Source organism: Lentzea sp. NPDC051208 (assembly GCF_040682435.1).
Taxonomy (GTDB): Bacteria; Actinomycetota; Actinomycetes; order Mycobacteriales; family Pseudonocardiaceae; genus Lentzea; species Lentzea kristufekii.
The window spans coordinates 22698-35624 of record NZ_JBFBAW010000016.1; the positions used below are offsets into that span (position 1 = coordinate 22698).

At 68.9% G+C, this 12927-nt stretch carries 16 protein-coding genes; 6 read left to right on the forward strand and 10 right to left on the reverse strand.

The annotated features are described in order from the left end of the window. Positions 1-52: 52 nt before the first annotated feature. Positions 53-859 (reverse strand): ABC transporter permease, encoded by an 807-nt coding sequence (locus AB0M48_RS32890; protein WP_363849381.1) that lies wholly within the window; start codon positions 857-859, stop codon positions 53-55. Further along, positions 856-1695: an ABC transporter permease gene (locus AB0M48_RS32895; RefSeq protein WP_319982410.1), complete on the reverse strand. Its 840-nt coding sequence runs from the start codon at positions 1693-1695 to the stop codon at positions 856-858. The genes AB0M48_RS32890 and AB0M48_RS32895 overlap by 4 nt, the downstream gene beginning before the upstream one ends. A 44-nt stretch (positions 1696-1739) precedes the next feature. On the opposite strand from AB0M48_RS32895, the gene AB0M48_RS32900 reads away from it, so the two are divergent. Beyond that, the gene (locus AB0M48_RS32900) at positions 1740-2279 is read left to right on the forward strand and encodes a TetR/AcrR family transcriptional regulator (protein ID WP_363849383.1); all 540 of its coding nucleotides are present in this window, start codon (positions 1740-1742) and stop codon (positions 2277-2279) included. Further along, on the forward strand, positions 2254-3366 hold the full coding sequence (locus AB0M48_RS32905; protein ID WP_363849384.1) for a cytochrome P450: 1113 nt from the start codon (positions 2254-2256) through the stop codon (positions 3364-3366). Before AB0M48_RS32900 ends, AB0M48_RS32905 begins: the two co-directional genes overlap by 26 nt. Here the strand turns inward: AB0M48_RS32905 and AB0M48_RS32910 are convergent. Next, positions 3353-4486 carry a spermidine/putrescine ABC transporter substrate-binding protein gene (locus AB0M48_RS32910; protein ID WP_363849386.1) on the reverse strand — a complete coding sequence of 378 codons (1134 nt, stop codon included), beginning with the start codon at positions 4484-4486 and terminating at the stop codon, positions 3353-3355. The genes AB0M48_RS32905 and AB0M48_RS32910 overlap by 14 nt on opposite strands. After that, positions 4479-5618 (reverse strand): ABC transporter ATP-binding protein, encoded by a 1140-nt coding sequence (locus tag AB0M48_RS32915; RefSeq protein ID WP_363849388.1) that lies wholly within the window; start codon positions 5616-5618, stop codon positions 4479-4481. Before AB0M48_RS32915 ends, AB0M48_RS32910 begins: the two co-directional genes overlap by 8 nt. A 155-nt stretch (positions 5619-5773) precedes the next feature. Here AB0M48_RS32915 and AB0M48_RS32920 point away from each other — a divergent pair, with 155 nt between their 5' ends. Beyond that, entirely contained in the window at positions 5774-6031 is a 258-nt protein-coding gene (locus tag AB0M48_RS32920; protein WP_363849389.1) for a DUF2631 domain-containing protein, read from the forward strand. Here the strand turns inward: AB0M48_RS32920 and AB0M48_RS32925 are convergent. Then, positions 6028-6927: an NADP-dependent oxidoreductase gene (locus AB0M48_RS32925; RefSeq protein WP_363849391.1), complete on the reverse strand. Its 900-nt coding sequence runs from the start codon at positions 6925-6927 to the stop codon at positions 6028-6030. The two genes, AB0M48_RS32920 and AB0M48_RS32925, sit on opposite strands and share 4 nt — an antisense overlap. A 103-nt stretch (positions 6928-7030) precedes the next feature. Here AB0M48_RS32925 and AB0M48_RS32930 point away from each other — a divergent pair, with 103 nt between their 5' ends. After that, positions 7031-7393 (forward strand): helix-turn-helix domain-containing protein, encoded by a 363-nt coding sequence (locus AB0M48_RS32930; protein ID WP_363849622.1) that lies wholly within the window; start codon positions 7031-7033, stop codon positions 7391-7393. Here AB0M48_RS32930 and AB0M48_RS32935 read toward each other — a convergent pair. Continuing rightward, positions 7383-8942, reverse strand: coding sequence for a serine/threonine-protein kinase (locus tag AB0M48_RS32935; RefSeq protein ID WP_363849393.1), 1560 nt, complete (start codon positions 8940-8942; stop codon positions 7383-7385). The genes AB0M48_RS32930 and AB0M48_RS32935 overlap by 11 nt on opposite strands. An 8-nt stretch (positions 8943-8950) precedes the next feature. Here AB0M48_RS32935 and AB0M48_RS32940 point away from each other — a divergent pair, with 8 nt between their 5' ends. Continuing rightward, positions 8951-9091 carry a hypothetical protein gene (locus tag AB0M48_RS32940; RefSeq protein ID WP_363849395.1) on the forward strand — a complete coding sequence of 47 codons (141 nt, stop codon included), beginning with the start codon at positions 8951-8953 and terminating at the stop codon, positions 9089-9091. Here AB0M48_RS32940 and AB0M48_RS32945 read toward each other — a convergent pair. From AB0M48_RS32945 to rlmN, 3 genes are read right to left on the reverse strand one after another with little or no spacing between them, the layout of a single operon-like run. Then, positions 9088-9516: a hypothetical protein gene (locus AB0M48_RS32945; protein ID WP_363849397.1), complete on the reverse strand. Its 429-nt coding sequence runs from the start codon at positions 9514-9516 to the stop codon at positions 9088-9090. The genes AB0M48_RS32940 and AB0M48_RS32945 overlap by 4 nt on opposite strands. A 32-nt stretch (positions 9517-9548) precedes the next feature. Next, entirely contained in the window at positions 9549-10184 is a 636-nt protein-coding gene (locus AB0M48_RS32950) for a hypothetical protein (RefSeq protein WP_363849399.1), read from the reverse strand. Between the two features lie 44 nt (positions 10185-10228). After that, entirely contained in the window at positions 10229-11335 is a 1107-nt protein-coding gene (rlmN, locus tag AB0M48_RS32955) for a 23S rRNA (adenine(2503)-C(2))-methyltransferase RlmN (RefSeq protein ID WP_363849400.1), read from the reverse strand. Between the two features lie 194 nt (positions 11336-11529). On the opposite strand from rlmN, the gene AB0M48_RS32960 reads away from it, so the two are divergent. After that, positions 11530-11916, forward strand: coding sequence for a PadR family transcriptional regulator (locus AB0M48_RS32960; RefSeq protein WP_319982420.1), 387 nt, complete (start codon positions 11530-11532; stop codon positions 11914-11916). A gap of 1 nt (position 11917) precedes the next feature. Here the strand turns inward: AB0M48_RS32960 and AB0M48_RS32965 are convergent, their stop codons facing one another. Then, positions 11918-12895 carry an aldo/keto reductase gene (locus AB0M48_RS32965; RefSeq protein ID WP_319982421.1) on the reverse strand — a complete coding sequence of 326 codons (978 nt, stop codon included), beginning with the start codon at positions 12893-12895 and terminating at the stop codon, positions 11918-11920. Positions 12896-12927 lie beyond the last annotated feature (32 nt).

The window sequence follows — 12927 nt, forward strand, 5'->3', positions numbered from 1 at the left end:
CTCACCGGAGAAGTCACCCGCAGGCGGGCGGAGATACAGCCCTGACTTGAAGTTAGGCCAGCCGCGTGACGGATCCCGCCCTGCGCGCCCGCCAGGACGCGACCACCACACCGATGATCAACAGCAGCGCCGTCGCCGCCACCATCAGCGTCGACAACGCCACGATCTCCGGCGAGATACCGCGCTTCGACGCCTGCGCGTAGACGAACACCGGCAGCGTCGTCGACCCGACGCCGGTCAGGTACGACGAGATCACCACGTCGTCGAACGACAGCAGGAACGCGAACGCGGCACCGGCCACCACGGCGGGCGCCACCAGCGGCAGCGTCACGGTCCGGAACGCGACGAACGGCGACGCCCCGAGATCGGCCGCGGCCTCCTCCATCCGGGCGTCCATTCCGGACACCCGCGACCGCACCACCACGACCACGAAGCTCAGCGAGAACGCCACGTGCGCGAACAGCAGCGCCCCGAACCCCAGGGGCACACCGGCGAGCTTCACGAAGAACCCCAGCATCGCGACACCCATGACGACCTCGGGCACCACGAGAGGCAGCGACAGCAACACGGTCCACAGCCCGCGCCCGGGAAACGCGCGCCGCAGCCCGAACGCGGCCAACGTCCCGATCACCGTCGAGATCGCCGCCGACGCCGACGCCAGTTGCAACGTCAGCTGCAGCGAAGCGAACACGCGCGTGTCATCGGCCAGTTCCGCGTACCACTGCAGCGAGAACCCGCTGATCCGCGACAACGACCGCGACGAGTTGAACGACGCGATGGCGAGCCACGCGATCGGTGCGTACAAGAACAGGAAGACCAGCGCCACCACAGCGCCGAGCGCCCACGGACGACGGTTCACAGCACGTCCTCCCCACGCCGCCCGCGCACCACGAGCACGAACACCACCAGCACGAGCAACAACACCGCCATCGCCGAACCCAGCGGCCAGTTGTTGCCACCGCGGAACTGGTCGTCGATCACCGAGCCGAACGTCGACTGCTCCACCCCGCCGAGCAGCTTCGGCGTCACGAAGTCACCGGCCGCGGGCACCAGCACCAGCAACGACCCGGCCAGCACACCACTCATGACGCCCGGCAGCACCACGCGGAAGAACGTCGACACCCGCCCGTGCCCGAGGTCGTACGACGCCTCCATCAACCGCACGTCGAACCGCTCGCACGCCACGTACAGCGGCAACACCATGAACGGCAAAAAGCCGTACGTCAGACCGAGGACCACCGCTCCGTGCGTGAGCAGGAACCCACCGTCCCGGTCCAGCCCGACCCACCCGAGCACCGTGTTCACGAGCCCCTCGCCGTCCAGGAGCGCCTTCCACGCGTAGATCCGCGCGAGATAGCTCGACCAGAACGGGATCAGCACCGCCGCGAGCAGCGCCGTCCGGTAGCGCCCGCCGTAGCGCGCGATGAACCACGCCAGCGGGAACCCGAGCAGCAGGCACGCGGCGGTGGTCGCGCCGGCGTACAGCAGGGTCCGGCCGAAGATCGGCAGGAACGCCGGGTCCAGGGCCGTCCGGTAGGCCTGGACCGTCCACGGCAGCACCGCGCGGGCGACACCCGTGTGCCGCGTCGCGAAGCTGAACTCGACGACCACGACGAGGGGCGCGATCAGGAAGAACCCCAGCCAGAGGCCGGTCGGGGCGAGGAGGGCGTTGGCCTTCAGCCAGCGTCGGAGCACGGGAGCACATCCTGCCATGCGAACATTCATGTACCGTTGTGAACATGAGTGTTCACCTGCTGCAGACGGCGACGTCCGTGCTGCTCAAGGACCCGACCGCGTCCCTGGGCGACGTCGCGCGGGCCGCCGGTGTCGGCAGGACCACACTCCACAAGCGCTTCCCGACCCGCACGGCGCTGGTCCGCGCCGTCGCGAGCGACGCGCTCGACCTGATCGACTCGGTGGCGTGCCAGGTGGACTACGGCAGCGACGACGCGATCGAGGACCTCATCACCCGCCTGGTCGCGCTCGGCCCGCGGGTGGAGTTCCTGCTCCGCTTCCCCGGCCTGGAGCGCGACGAGGAGCTGAGGACCCGCATCGAGGCGATGGACCAGCCCGTGCTCGACCTGATCACCCGGCTGCAGGGCACCAAGCTGCGCCGTGACCTGCCCGCGTGGTGGATCCTGCACACCCTCTACGCCGGGCTCTTCAACGCCTGGGAAGCGATCAGCTACGGCCGTCTCGCGCCGTTGGACGCTCCCCGGTTCGTGCTCACCACGGTGTTCGAGGGGGTAGCGAATGTTGGAACAGCTGACCGGCCATGAAGACCCGCATCCGATCTACGAGCGGCTACGCGCGCAAGGGCCGTTGACGCACGACGGCGGCATGTGGCTGACCACGAGTCACCCGCTGGCCAGCAAGATCCTGCGCGACCGGCGGTTCGGCGTCAGGTTCGCCGACGGCAGCTATCCGAGCAACGCGAGCCTGCTGCCCGAGTCGTTCCTGGAACTCGACCCGCCGGACCACACGCGGCTGCGCCGGATCGCCACGCCGGCGTTCAGCCCGAAGAAGATCGACGAGTACCGGGCGCGCGTCGAGAAGGTCGCCGACTCGCTGCTGGACCGCGACGAGTTCGACCTGATCGCGGACTTCGCGGCGCCGTTGCCGATCTCGGTGATCAGCGACCTGCTCGGCATCCCCGACTCCGACACCGCGGAGTTCGCCGACTACGGCGCGCTCGTCGCCGCGTCGTTCGACTCCGGGGTGACGCAGGAGATGGCCGACGCCAACGACAAGGTGCTCGCGCTGTTCGACCGGCTCATCGCGCAACGCCGCCGCACGCCCGGTGACGACGTGATCAGCTCGCTGGTCGCCGCCGAGGCCGAGCAGAAGCTCACGGCGCAGGAGATGCTCGGCACGCTGGTGTTGCTGCTGGTCGCGGGCTTCGAGACCACGGTGAACCTGATCGGCAACGGCACCCGAGCGCTGCTCGACCACCCCTCGCAGTGGAAGCTCTTCAAGGCCAATCCGGACCTCGCGCCGTCCGTGGTCGAGGAGACGCTGCGGTGGGCGCCGCCGGTGCAGCTGACCAGCCGGATCGCGCACGAGCAGGTCGACCGGATCGGCAAGGACGAGATGGTGACGCTGCTGATCGGCGCCGCGAACCGCGATCCCGAGGTCTACCCGGAGGCGCACAAGTTCGACGTGATGCGCGTGCACAAGCCGGAGCACCTGGCGTTCTCCAGCGGCATCCACTACTGCCTGGGCGCGACGCTCGCGCGCATGGAGGGCGACGTGGCGTTCCGCGCGCTGGCCCGCCGGATGCCCGAGCTGAGGCAGACCGGCCCGGTGACGTTCCGCGACTCGGTGGTGATCCGCGGGATGAGGTCGTTCCCGGTCAGCCGGTCTTGACCTTCGTCCAGGCGTCCGCGTAGAGCGCTTCGGCGTCGCCGCCCAGGTCCTTGGTGAACGGGAGCTTCGCCAGCTGGTCGTCCGGCGGGTAGACCACCGGGTCGTTCAGCAGTTCCTCGTCGATCAACGGCTTCGCGGCGGCGTTGGGGCTGCCGTACCGGACGGCGTTGGACAGCGCCGCGCCCGCCTCCGCGCCCAGGACGTAGTCGATGAACCGGTGCGCGTTGGCGGCGTGCGGCGCGTCCTTCGGGATGACGAGCAGGTCCACGTAGGACAGTCCGCCCTCCACGGGGATGGCGTACCCGATGTCGTCGTTGGTGGCGCGCGCCTGGAACGCGTCGCCGGAGTACGACTGCGCGAGCCGCACCTGGCCCGAGGTCAGCGGTTCGATCACGTCGGAGGTGATCTGGCCGAGCTTCTTCTTCAACGACAGCAGGAAGTTCGCCGCGTCGTCGATCTGCCGCGCGTCGGTGGTGTTCGGGTCGTGGCCGAGCTTCAGCAGCCCGATCGCCATGCCGTCGCGGGCCTCGTCGAGGATCGAGCTGCGGCCCTGCGCGTCCGGCAGGTCGTAGGCGTCGAAGCCGGTGACCTCACCACCGATCTGCGACTTCGAGTACGCCAGCCCCGTGGTGCCCCAGGCCCACGGCACGGAGTACCGGTTGCCGGGGTCGTACTCGGCCTCCACGAACCGCTGTTCCAGGTTGCGCAGGTTCGGGATGGCGTCGTGGTCCAGCGGTTGCAGCAGGCCGGACCGCAGGAACCGGCGCAGGAAGTTGTCCGACGGCACCACCAGGTCGTAGCCCGCCTGGCCGGACGCGATCTTGGCTTCCATCTCGTCGTTGGTCGAGAAGTTGTCGTACGTGACCTCGATGCCGCTCACTGACGTGAAGCCCGGCAACGTTTCCGGCGCGATGTAGTCGGTCCAGTTGTAGAAGTTGAGCTTCGGCTCGTCGGCCAGGTTCACGGCCTTGCCGGCGCTCGTGCCCCCGGAGTCGGTCGGCGCCGGGCCGACCGCGCAGGCGGCGAGCGCGAAGAACGCCATCGAGCCCAGCATCGTGCGCCGGGTCACCCGCGGGCTGTCGACGTCCCACAGCCGGGCGATCCGGACCTGCTCAGCCATCGTCCGGCTCCAGCAGCACGGTGAACTCGGGGTCCCAGGCCATCCGCACGGACTGGCCGGGCGCGCCCGCGTCGTCGATGCGCTGGGCGTTCTGCACGAACGCCGTGAGCACGCCCGCGGGGGTGCCGACCACGAACTGCGTGGACACGCCCGTGTAGACGACGTCCTGAACGACGCCCTGCAGCACGCACCAGCCGGCGGGCGGCTCGGCGGACTCGTTGAACAGGTGCACCTTCTCCGGGCGCACGGTCGCGGCGACCTTGCGGCCGTGGCTGACGCCGCCGGAGAACTTGGCGCGCAGGTTCGTGGCGCCGGGAGCCGTCAGCGACACCAGGCCACCGTCCACACCGGACACCTCGGCGTCGAGGATGTTGGACGTGCCGATGAACCCGGCGACGAACCTGGTCGCGGGCCGTTCGTAGACGTCCTCGGGATACCCGACCTGCTCGATCCTGCCCGCGTTCATCACGGCGATGCGGTGCGACAGGACCAGCGCCTCTTCCTGGTCGTGCGTGACGTAGAGGAACGTCGTGCCGACCTCGCGCTGAATGCGCATCAGCTCGATCTGCAGTTCCTTGCGGAGCTTGGCGTCGAGCGCGCCGAGCGGTTCGTCGAGCAGCAGCAACCGCGGACCGGCGGCGAGCGCACGGGCGATGGCCACGCGCTGCTGCTGGCCACCGGAGAGTTGCGTGGGCCTGCGCTTGGCGAACTGCGACAGCCGCACCAGTTCGAGGTGCTCGCCGACGCGCTTCTTCAGCTCGTCGCCGCGGATCTTCTTGCGCTTGAGGCCGTACGCCACGTTGTCCCACACCGACATGTGCGGGAACAGCGCGTACGACTGGAAGACGGTGTTGACGTCCCTCCGGTGGGGAGGGACGCCCACCATGTCGTTGCCGTCGAGCTCGATGCGGCCCTCGTCGGGGTCGACGAACCCGGCGATCATGCGCAGGACCGTGGTCTTGCCGCAGCCGGACGGGCCGAGCACCGAGAAGAACTCGCCCTCGTGGACGTCGAGCGAGATGCCGTCGACCGCCACCTGGTCGGAGAAGCGCTTGCGCACACCGTGGAGACCGATCTCGACGGGGGCGAACGTGTCCGGGGTGGAGCCCTCGGCGGGAGAGAAGCCGGTCAAGTCGCGGCGCCTTCGCAAGATCGAACGGGTAGGCCTCGAAGAGCCTAGACCCGTGCGACCTCGCTCGTCAGTCGTGCGCGCGCGACCTCACACCTCCGTGCTCACCGTCATGTGCGACGATGGCCTCGTAATCCGGATGAGCAGTGGAGGAAACCGTGGCTACGTCCTCGGAACTGGACAAGCGTCCTGCCGTCGACCCTCACGAGGAGCCGTCGCACGAGTGGGGCTGGCACGGCACGTTCCCCAAGGGCACCCGCATCGCGGGCTGGCTCTCGGCGATCTTCTGCTTCCTGATGCTGATCGGCAACCACCACGGCAAGACCGAGGACATCTTCCTCGTCGTCACCGGGGTCTCGATCATCGCCTTCCTGCTGTGGGACGCCGCGCGCAGCAAGAGGCCGTGGCGCCGCTAGAGCGTCTCCAGCACGATCTTGCCCTGGGTGCGGCCCGTCCCGCCCAGGGCATGTGCTTTTCCGGCCTCTGCCAGGGGGAACGTCGCGTCGACGTGCACCCTGAGTTCGCCCGACTCGACCAGCGCCGCGATCGCCTCCAGGCCCGCGCGGTCGGGTTCGACCAGGATCGGGCTGGTCCTGATGTCGTCGCGCAGGGGCCTGTCCACTCCGGACGGCACGCCGACGAACAACCCGCCCGGCCGCACCGCCGCCGGTGACGCCCCACCCACCAGGTCGACGAACAGGTCGACGTCGGTGCCTTCGTAGTCGCCCTTGGTGTAGTCGATCACCTCATCGGCACCGAGGTCCTTCAGGAACGCGTGCTTGGGCTCGCGCGCGGTGCCGATGACGTACGCGCCGTGGGCCTTCGCGATCTGGACCGCGAGGTGGCCGACGCCGCCCGCCGCGGCCGTGATCAGCACCTTCTGGCCCTTCCGCAGGTCCGCGGTGTCGATCAGGATCTGGTGGGCGGTGAGCGCGGCGAGCGGCAGCGCGGCCGCCTCGACGTGGGTGAGGCTCTTCGGCTTCTTCGCGAAGTGACGGGACGGGGCCGTGACGTACTCGGCGTACGCGCCCGCGGCGCGCGGGAACCACGGCATGCCGTAGACCTCGTCGCCGGCCTTGAGGGTCGTGACGCCGAAGCCGGCCTCCTCGACCACGCCGGAGACGTCCCAGCCGTTGATGAACGGGAACGTCTGCATCCCGGCCATGCCGCTGCCCGCGCTGGTCTTCCAGTCGACCGGGTTGACGCCGGCCGCGTGCACCCTGACCAGCACCTCCGTCGGAAGTGGTGCGGGCTTGGGGACATCGGTGAGGGTGAGGGGGCCGCCGAACTCGTTCTGGATGATCGCTCGCATGCTGTCAAGCATGGGAGAGCAGGTCTCCGTTAGCAATTAGGCACTATTTTGTGCACTAGGTACCTGGTAGAAACTAGTCGTGATCAGGGACGTTTACCTCAAGATGTGTCCGTGCCGCGACCTGCTGGACATGGTCGCGTCGAAGTGGACGGCGCTGGTGATCGGCGACCTGGAGGACGGACCCAAGCGGTTCGGTGAGCTCAAGCGCCGGCTGGAGGGCGTCAGCCAGAAGATGCTCACGCAGACGTTGCGCACGTTGGAGCGCGACGGGCTCATCACGCGCACGGTCTATCCCTCGGTGCCGTTGCGCGTCGAGTACGAGCTGACCGAACTCGGCCGCAGCGTCACCGAGCCGCTGGCCGCGTTGCGGACGTGGGCGCAGAAGAACTACGAGACCGTCGCCGAGGCGCGCGAGACGTTCGACAGCGCCGCACCCGTCGGCCTGGAGCCCGCTGTCACCCGGTGACGACCCAGCCGTACGACCACTCCGGCTGGTAGCCCTCGCACTTCGAGTCGAGCGAGTCGAAGTGCGTGCCTTGGTAGATGCAGCGGTAGAGCTGCATGGCGGGGACGTCGGCCGGCTTGTCGTTGAAGACGTATCCGAGGTTGCCGAGCTTGTCCTGCCCCTCGCAGTCCGGCCACGGCGACGTCATGTGGTCCCCCGAGTTCTTCACGCGGCAGGCGACCAGCAGTTTCGTGCCCGGTTCCTGGTTGACCAGGAGCTTGCCGAGCCCTCCGGTGTTCTCGGCGGTGAAGCCGGCGGGAGGCCCGAAGGCCGACGTGCCGGTGAAGTGGAAGGGCGTGCCCTGCTTGATGTGCCGGACGAGCGCGACCGTCTGCCTCGGCGGCTTCGGCTGCGTCGTCGGCTGCGAGGGCTGAGCCTGCGCCTGGCTCGGCTTCGGCGTGCTCGAAGGTGCCGAACTGGACGCCTGGCTGCTGCTCGGCGCGGCGGAACTGCTGTTCGTCGCCTGGCTGGACGGCGGGGCCGTGGTCGTCACCGCGGCGATGTTCTGCTGCGCGACGGCAACCCCTTGGTGGCCCTGTGGTTTGAGGACGAACACCGCGGCGAGCGCGATCACCACGAGCACGGCCGCGGCGCCGGCGAACAGTCCGATCTTCTTGCGGGACCGGGGTTTGTCCTCCCAGTCCGCATGCGTCGGCGTGTTCGGCGTGACGTAGCCGGTGACGGGTTCGATCACGACGGTCTGCTCGGACGGCGACAGCGGCTTGACCACCGTGGTGGCACCGCTGAGCCGCTCCCGCAGCTGCGCCGCCGTGAGCCGGCGCGTGTCGTCCTGGCTGAGCAGCGCCATGATCGTGTCGGCGAGCGGCCCCCTGGTGCGCTGGAGGACCGGCTCCTCGTACATGATCGCGTGCATCGTGGCCGCGGTCGTGTCGCGCTGGAACGGCGAACGACCCTCGACGGCGTGGAACATGGTGGCGCCCAACGCCCACAGGTCACTCGCCGGTGACGGCTGCTTGCCCGCGAACAGCTCCGGCGCCATGTACCCGGGCGAGCCCATGATGCCGCCGGTCGCCGTCAGCCCCGGGTCGTCCATCGCGCGGGCGATGCCGAAGTCGGCGAGCTTCACGCGTCCATCCGGCAGCACCATGATGTTGCTGGGCTTGACGTCCCGATGCACGATGCCCGCCGCGTGCGCCGCCTCCAGCGCGTTGAGCGTCTGCAGGCCGATGTTCGCGACCTCGTCCTCGGTGAGGCTTCTGCGCGTCATGACCTCGGAGAGCGTGGGTGCCTCGACGAGTTCCATGACCAGGTACGTCACACCGTGCTCGACGATGACGTCGTAGATGCCGACGACGTTCGGGCTGTTCAGGCGGCCTGCCGTACGGGCTTCCCGCAACACCCGCTCGGTCTCGGTGGTCCGCAGCTCCTTGAGCGCGACCTGCCGTCCGATGACCCTGTCCTCGGCGAGCCAGACGACCCCCATGCCACCCAGGCCGAGCTCTTTGAGCATCGCGTATCTGCCCGCGACAAGCCTCGCGTTCTCCCCCACGAGGCCGCATGGTAGCCGCTCTGATCGCCTCGGACGTGTGCCAGCCGATCGGTCGCATCACCGGCAACCCGTTCCTGTCGGTGAAGGGCTCGGTGCGCGGCTTCGTGTTCGCCGTGGCGACCGGTGTGCTGACCGAGGTGAAGCCCTAGACGCACACCCAGCAGTAGAGCTGTTCGCCGCTCCTTACCGCCTCTGCGGCCAGGTCCTTGAGCTCGTCCAGCGCACAGGCCAGGTCGGCGGGGTCGTACCCGTCCAGCTCTTCGGTCCTCGACCAGACCGCGGCGACGGCGATCGGCTCGTCCATGCCGGCGAGCCCGTCCCTGAGACCGTCGGTGACACTGAGGACCAGCGGCCCACCGTCACTCTCCCGCGCCACGTCGTGACCCCAACGCGGGTCCGCGACCACCTCCGTGTAGGGACGACCGGTGAGCAACTCCTCCAGCGTGCCCATCACCACGAGGGGATCGAGCCACTTGGCCTCGACCGTCCTGAACAGACCGGTGGGCCCGTCGTCGATCACGGCGGCCGCGACCGCGTCGGACGGCGCGACGAAGTAGTCGTAGATCATTCCCATGGCCGAGAGCGTCCCAGAACTCCTGCCCGCCGTCAGGATCTCGAGCTGACCCTGTGCTCGTCGCAGTACACGACGTGCAGCCAGTTCCAGTGCCGGTCCTTGGCGGTGACCTCAGCGCAGCAATGCGTGCTCGGAGCCTCGTGCATGTGCCTGGGACAGTCTTCGACGAGCTGCCGGAACGCCTGCCCACCGGCCTGGAACGTCGGCCTGCTGCCGACGACGAACACGGTGCTGCCCACGATCTCGCCGCTCAACATCTCGCGGTCCCAGCGGGGCGCGGGCCGTTCCTCCGGCAACCCCCGGCAGACAACGGTGTGCGGCCGTCCGGCCCGGAGCCTGGCGCGCACGTCCGTCCACTTCGACAGCCGGAACCCAAGACTGTGGTGCAACAGCACGAGGTCCAGCGCAGGCCCGTCGGCGCTACGGCACTCGCAGTCGCTCTGCCGCAACGGCAGGTACACCAACGTGCGCGGCGACCGCATCGCGAACGCCCAGGCCATGGTGATGTCGAGCGCCGACGACTTGGTCACGCACGCCTCAACGCCCATGTACCCCTCGTACAACGGCGCATGGCGCAACGGCCGGGCCGGCCGCACCACCCGGTACTCGTCCCGCCCCAGCCTCACCGTGCTGACGATCGTGCGCCAGCGTTCCCCCTCGAGTTTCATCGTGGAGGACGGTAAAGCCTGGTCAGCGGTTCGAGCTACCGATTTCAGCCCTCGGCGGCGAGCTGACCGCAGGCGGCGGCGATCTCCTGCCCGCGCGTGTCCCGCACGGTGCACTCGACACCCTGCTCGCGAACCCGCCGCACGAACTCCCGCTCCACCGGCTTCGGCGAGGCGTCCCACTTGCTGCCCGGCGTCGGGTTCAGCGGGATCAGGTTCACGTGCACGAGCTGCCCGAGGTGCTTGCGCAGCTTCTTGCCGAGCAGGTCGGCGCGCCAGCCCTGGTCGTTGATGTCGCGGATCAGCGCGTACTCGATGCTGACGCGGCGGCCGGTCTTGTCCGCGTAGCCGCGCGCCGCCTCCAGCACCTCGGCGACGTTCCACTTCGTGTTGACCGGCACCAGCGTGTCGCGCAGCTCGTCGTCCGGCGTGTGCAGCGACACGGCGAGGCGGACCTGAAGGTTCTCCTCGGTCAGCTTCTTGATCGCGGGCACGAGACCGACCGTCGACACCGTCACGTGGCGCTGCGAGATGCCCAGGCCGTCCGGCGCCGGGTCGCAGATGCGGTGGACGGCCTCGAGGATGCGCTTGTAGTTCGCGAGCGGCTCGCCCATGCCCATGAAGACGATGTTCGAGAGCCGGCCGGGGCCGCCGGGCAGGTCGCCGTCACGCATGGCGGCGGCACCCATCCGCACCTGGTCCACGATCTCCGCGGTCGACAGGTTGCGCTGCAGGCCACCCTGGCCGGTCGCGCAGAACGGGCACGCCATGCCGCAGCCGGCCTGCGACGAGATGCACAGCGTCGCGCGGTCCGGGTAGCGCATGAGAACGGACTCGATGAGCGTGCCGTCGTGTGCGCGTAGCAGCGTCTTCGACGTGGTGCCTTCGTCGGCAGTGACCTTGCGCACGACCGTGAACAACGGCGGCATCAGGTCTGCCACCAGCTTGTCGCGCGTGGTCGCCGGGATGTCCGTCATCTCGGCCGGGTCGACGGTCAGGCGGCTGAAGTAGTGGTTCGACAGCTGCTTGGCCCGGAACGGCTTCTCACCAAGCGCGGCAACGGCTTCCGCACGTTGGGCGGGCGAGAGGTCGACCAGGTGGCGCGGCGGCAGGCCGCGCTTGGGCGCGTCGAAGACAAGGGGAAGCGAGGTCATAGCACATCTAGTGTCCCACGAACTTCACCAACACAAGACCGTTGCATCGCGATAGGTTCCGATATATCGTTAGCGACATGATGATGAAACCACACCACAGAGATCACCACCACAGGCACCGCCACGGACCCTTCGGAGGCGGCGGCAGGGGCGGCCGCCAGAGGCGCGGCAACGTCCGGGCGGCGGTTCTGTCCTTGCTGGCAGAACGGCCGATGCACGGCTACGAGATCATCCAGGAGATCGCCAGGCGCACCGGCGGCGCGTGGAGCCCGAGCCCCGGCTCGGTCTACCCGACGCTGCAGATGCTCGCCGACGAAGGCCTCGTCTCCGCACTGGAAGAAGGAGGCAAGAAGCTGTTCACCCTCACCGAACACGGCAGGACGGAGCACACGGCCCCGCCCTGGCGCGACATCGAGATCCAGCTCGACCCGGTAGACGGCGAACTGCGCACATCGGTCCGGCTGCTGGGCGCGGCGATGGAGCAGATCTCCCACGCGGGCACGCCCGAGCAGAAGACCCGCGCGGCCGAGCTCTACAACGAACTGCGGCGCAAGCTGTACGCCATCCTCGCCGAGGAGTGACCTACCACCGCTCGTGCACGTGCGGCCGGATCAGCTCGTCGTACACCGCGGCGACGGCCTTGCCGTCCACCGGCTCGAGCTGCGCCGCCTGCGCGTTCGCCCGCGCCTGCTCCACGTTGCGGGCACCGGGAATCACCACCGTGACGCCGGACTGGTCCACGATCCACCGGAGCGCGAACTGCGCCATCGTGGCACCCTCCGGCACCAGCGGCCGGAGCCGCTCGACAGCCTCCAGGCCGACCTCGTAAGGCACCCCGGAGAAGGTCTCGCCCACGTCGAAGGCCTCACCGTTGCGGTTGTAGTTGCGGTGGTCGTCCGCACCGAAAGTCGTCGCCTTGTCGTACTTCCCGGTCAACAACCCGGACGCGAGCGGCACCCGCGCGATGATCGCGACCCCGGCCTCGGCCGCCTTGGGCAGCACCTCTTCGAGAGGCTTGAGCCGGAACGCGTTCAGGATGATCTGCACGCTGGCCACGTGCGGACGCCGGATGGCCTCCAGCGCCTCCTCGACCTTCTCCACGGACACGCCGTAAGCGGCAATCCGCTGCTGCTCGACCATCTCGTCCAAGGTGTCGTACACCTCGTCACGGCTGTAGACCGCGGTAGGCGGACAGTGCAGCTGCACGAGGTCCAACGTGTCGACACCCAGATTGCGGCGGCTCCGGTCGTTCCACGCGAGGAAGTTCTCCCGCGAGTACCCCTCAGCGACCTGTGCCGGCAGCCGCCGCCCCATCTTCGTGGCGACGAAGATCCCGTCGTCCTTGCGCTCCTTCAGAAACCGCCCGACGAGCGTCTCACTGCGACCGTCGCCGTACACGTCAGCGGTGTCGAAGAAGTCGACCCCCGTGTCGGCCGCGGCGTGCAGCAACGCGAGAGCGTCGCTCTCGTCCACCTCGCCCCAGTCGGCGCCGAGCTGCCAGCAACCCAGCCCGACGACGCCGACCTGGCGGTTCAACCTGCCTGCGTTTCGCTTCTCCACGAACCCGAGCCTAGTCCGCGGCGACGTGCCAC

Bases quoted from the DNA above. Each gene is read 5' to 3' on its own strand.
- rlmN (WP_363849400.1), bottom strand. From the start codon at position 11,335: ATGACCTCGCTTCCCCTTGTCTTCGACGCGCCCAAGCGCGGCCTGCCG.
- AB0M48_RS32900 (WP_363849383.1), top strand. From the start codon at position 1,740: ATGAGTGTTCACCTGCTGCAGACGGCGACGTCCGTGCTGCTCAAGGAC.
- AB0M48_RS32940 (WP_363849395.1), top strand. From the start codon at position 8,951: ATGGTAGCCGCTCTGATCGCCTCGGACGTGTGCCAGCCGATCGGTCGC.
- AB0M48_RS32930 (WP_363849622.1), top strand. From the start codon at position 7,031: ATGTGTCCGTGCCGCGACCTGCTGGACATGGTCGCGTCGAAGTGGACG.
- AB0M48_RS32945 (WP_363849397.1), bottom strand. From the start codon at position 9,516: ATGGGAATGATCTACGACTACTTCGTCGCGCCGTCCGACGCGGTCGCG.
- AB0M48_RS32950 (WP_363849399.1), bottom strand. From the start codon at position 10,184: ATGAAACTCGAGGGGGAACGCTGGCGCACGATCGTCAGCACGGTGAGG.
- AB0M48_RS32910 (WP_363849386.1), bottom strand. From the start codon at position 4,486: ATGGCTGAGCAGGTCCGGATCGCCCGGCTGTGGGACGTCGACAGCCCG.
- AB0M48_RS32925 (WP_363849391.1), bottom strand. From the start codon at position 6,927: ATGCGAGCGATCATCCAGAACGAGTTCGGCGGCCCCCTCACCCTCACC.
- AB0M48_RS32905 (WP_363849384.1), top strand. From the start codon at position 2,254: ATGTTGGAACAGCTGACCGGCCATGAAGACCCGCATCCGATCTACGAG.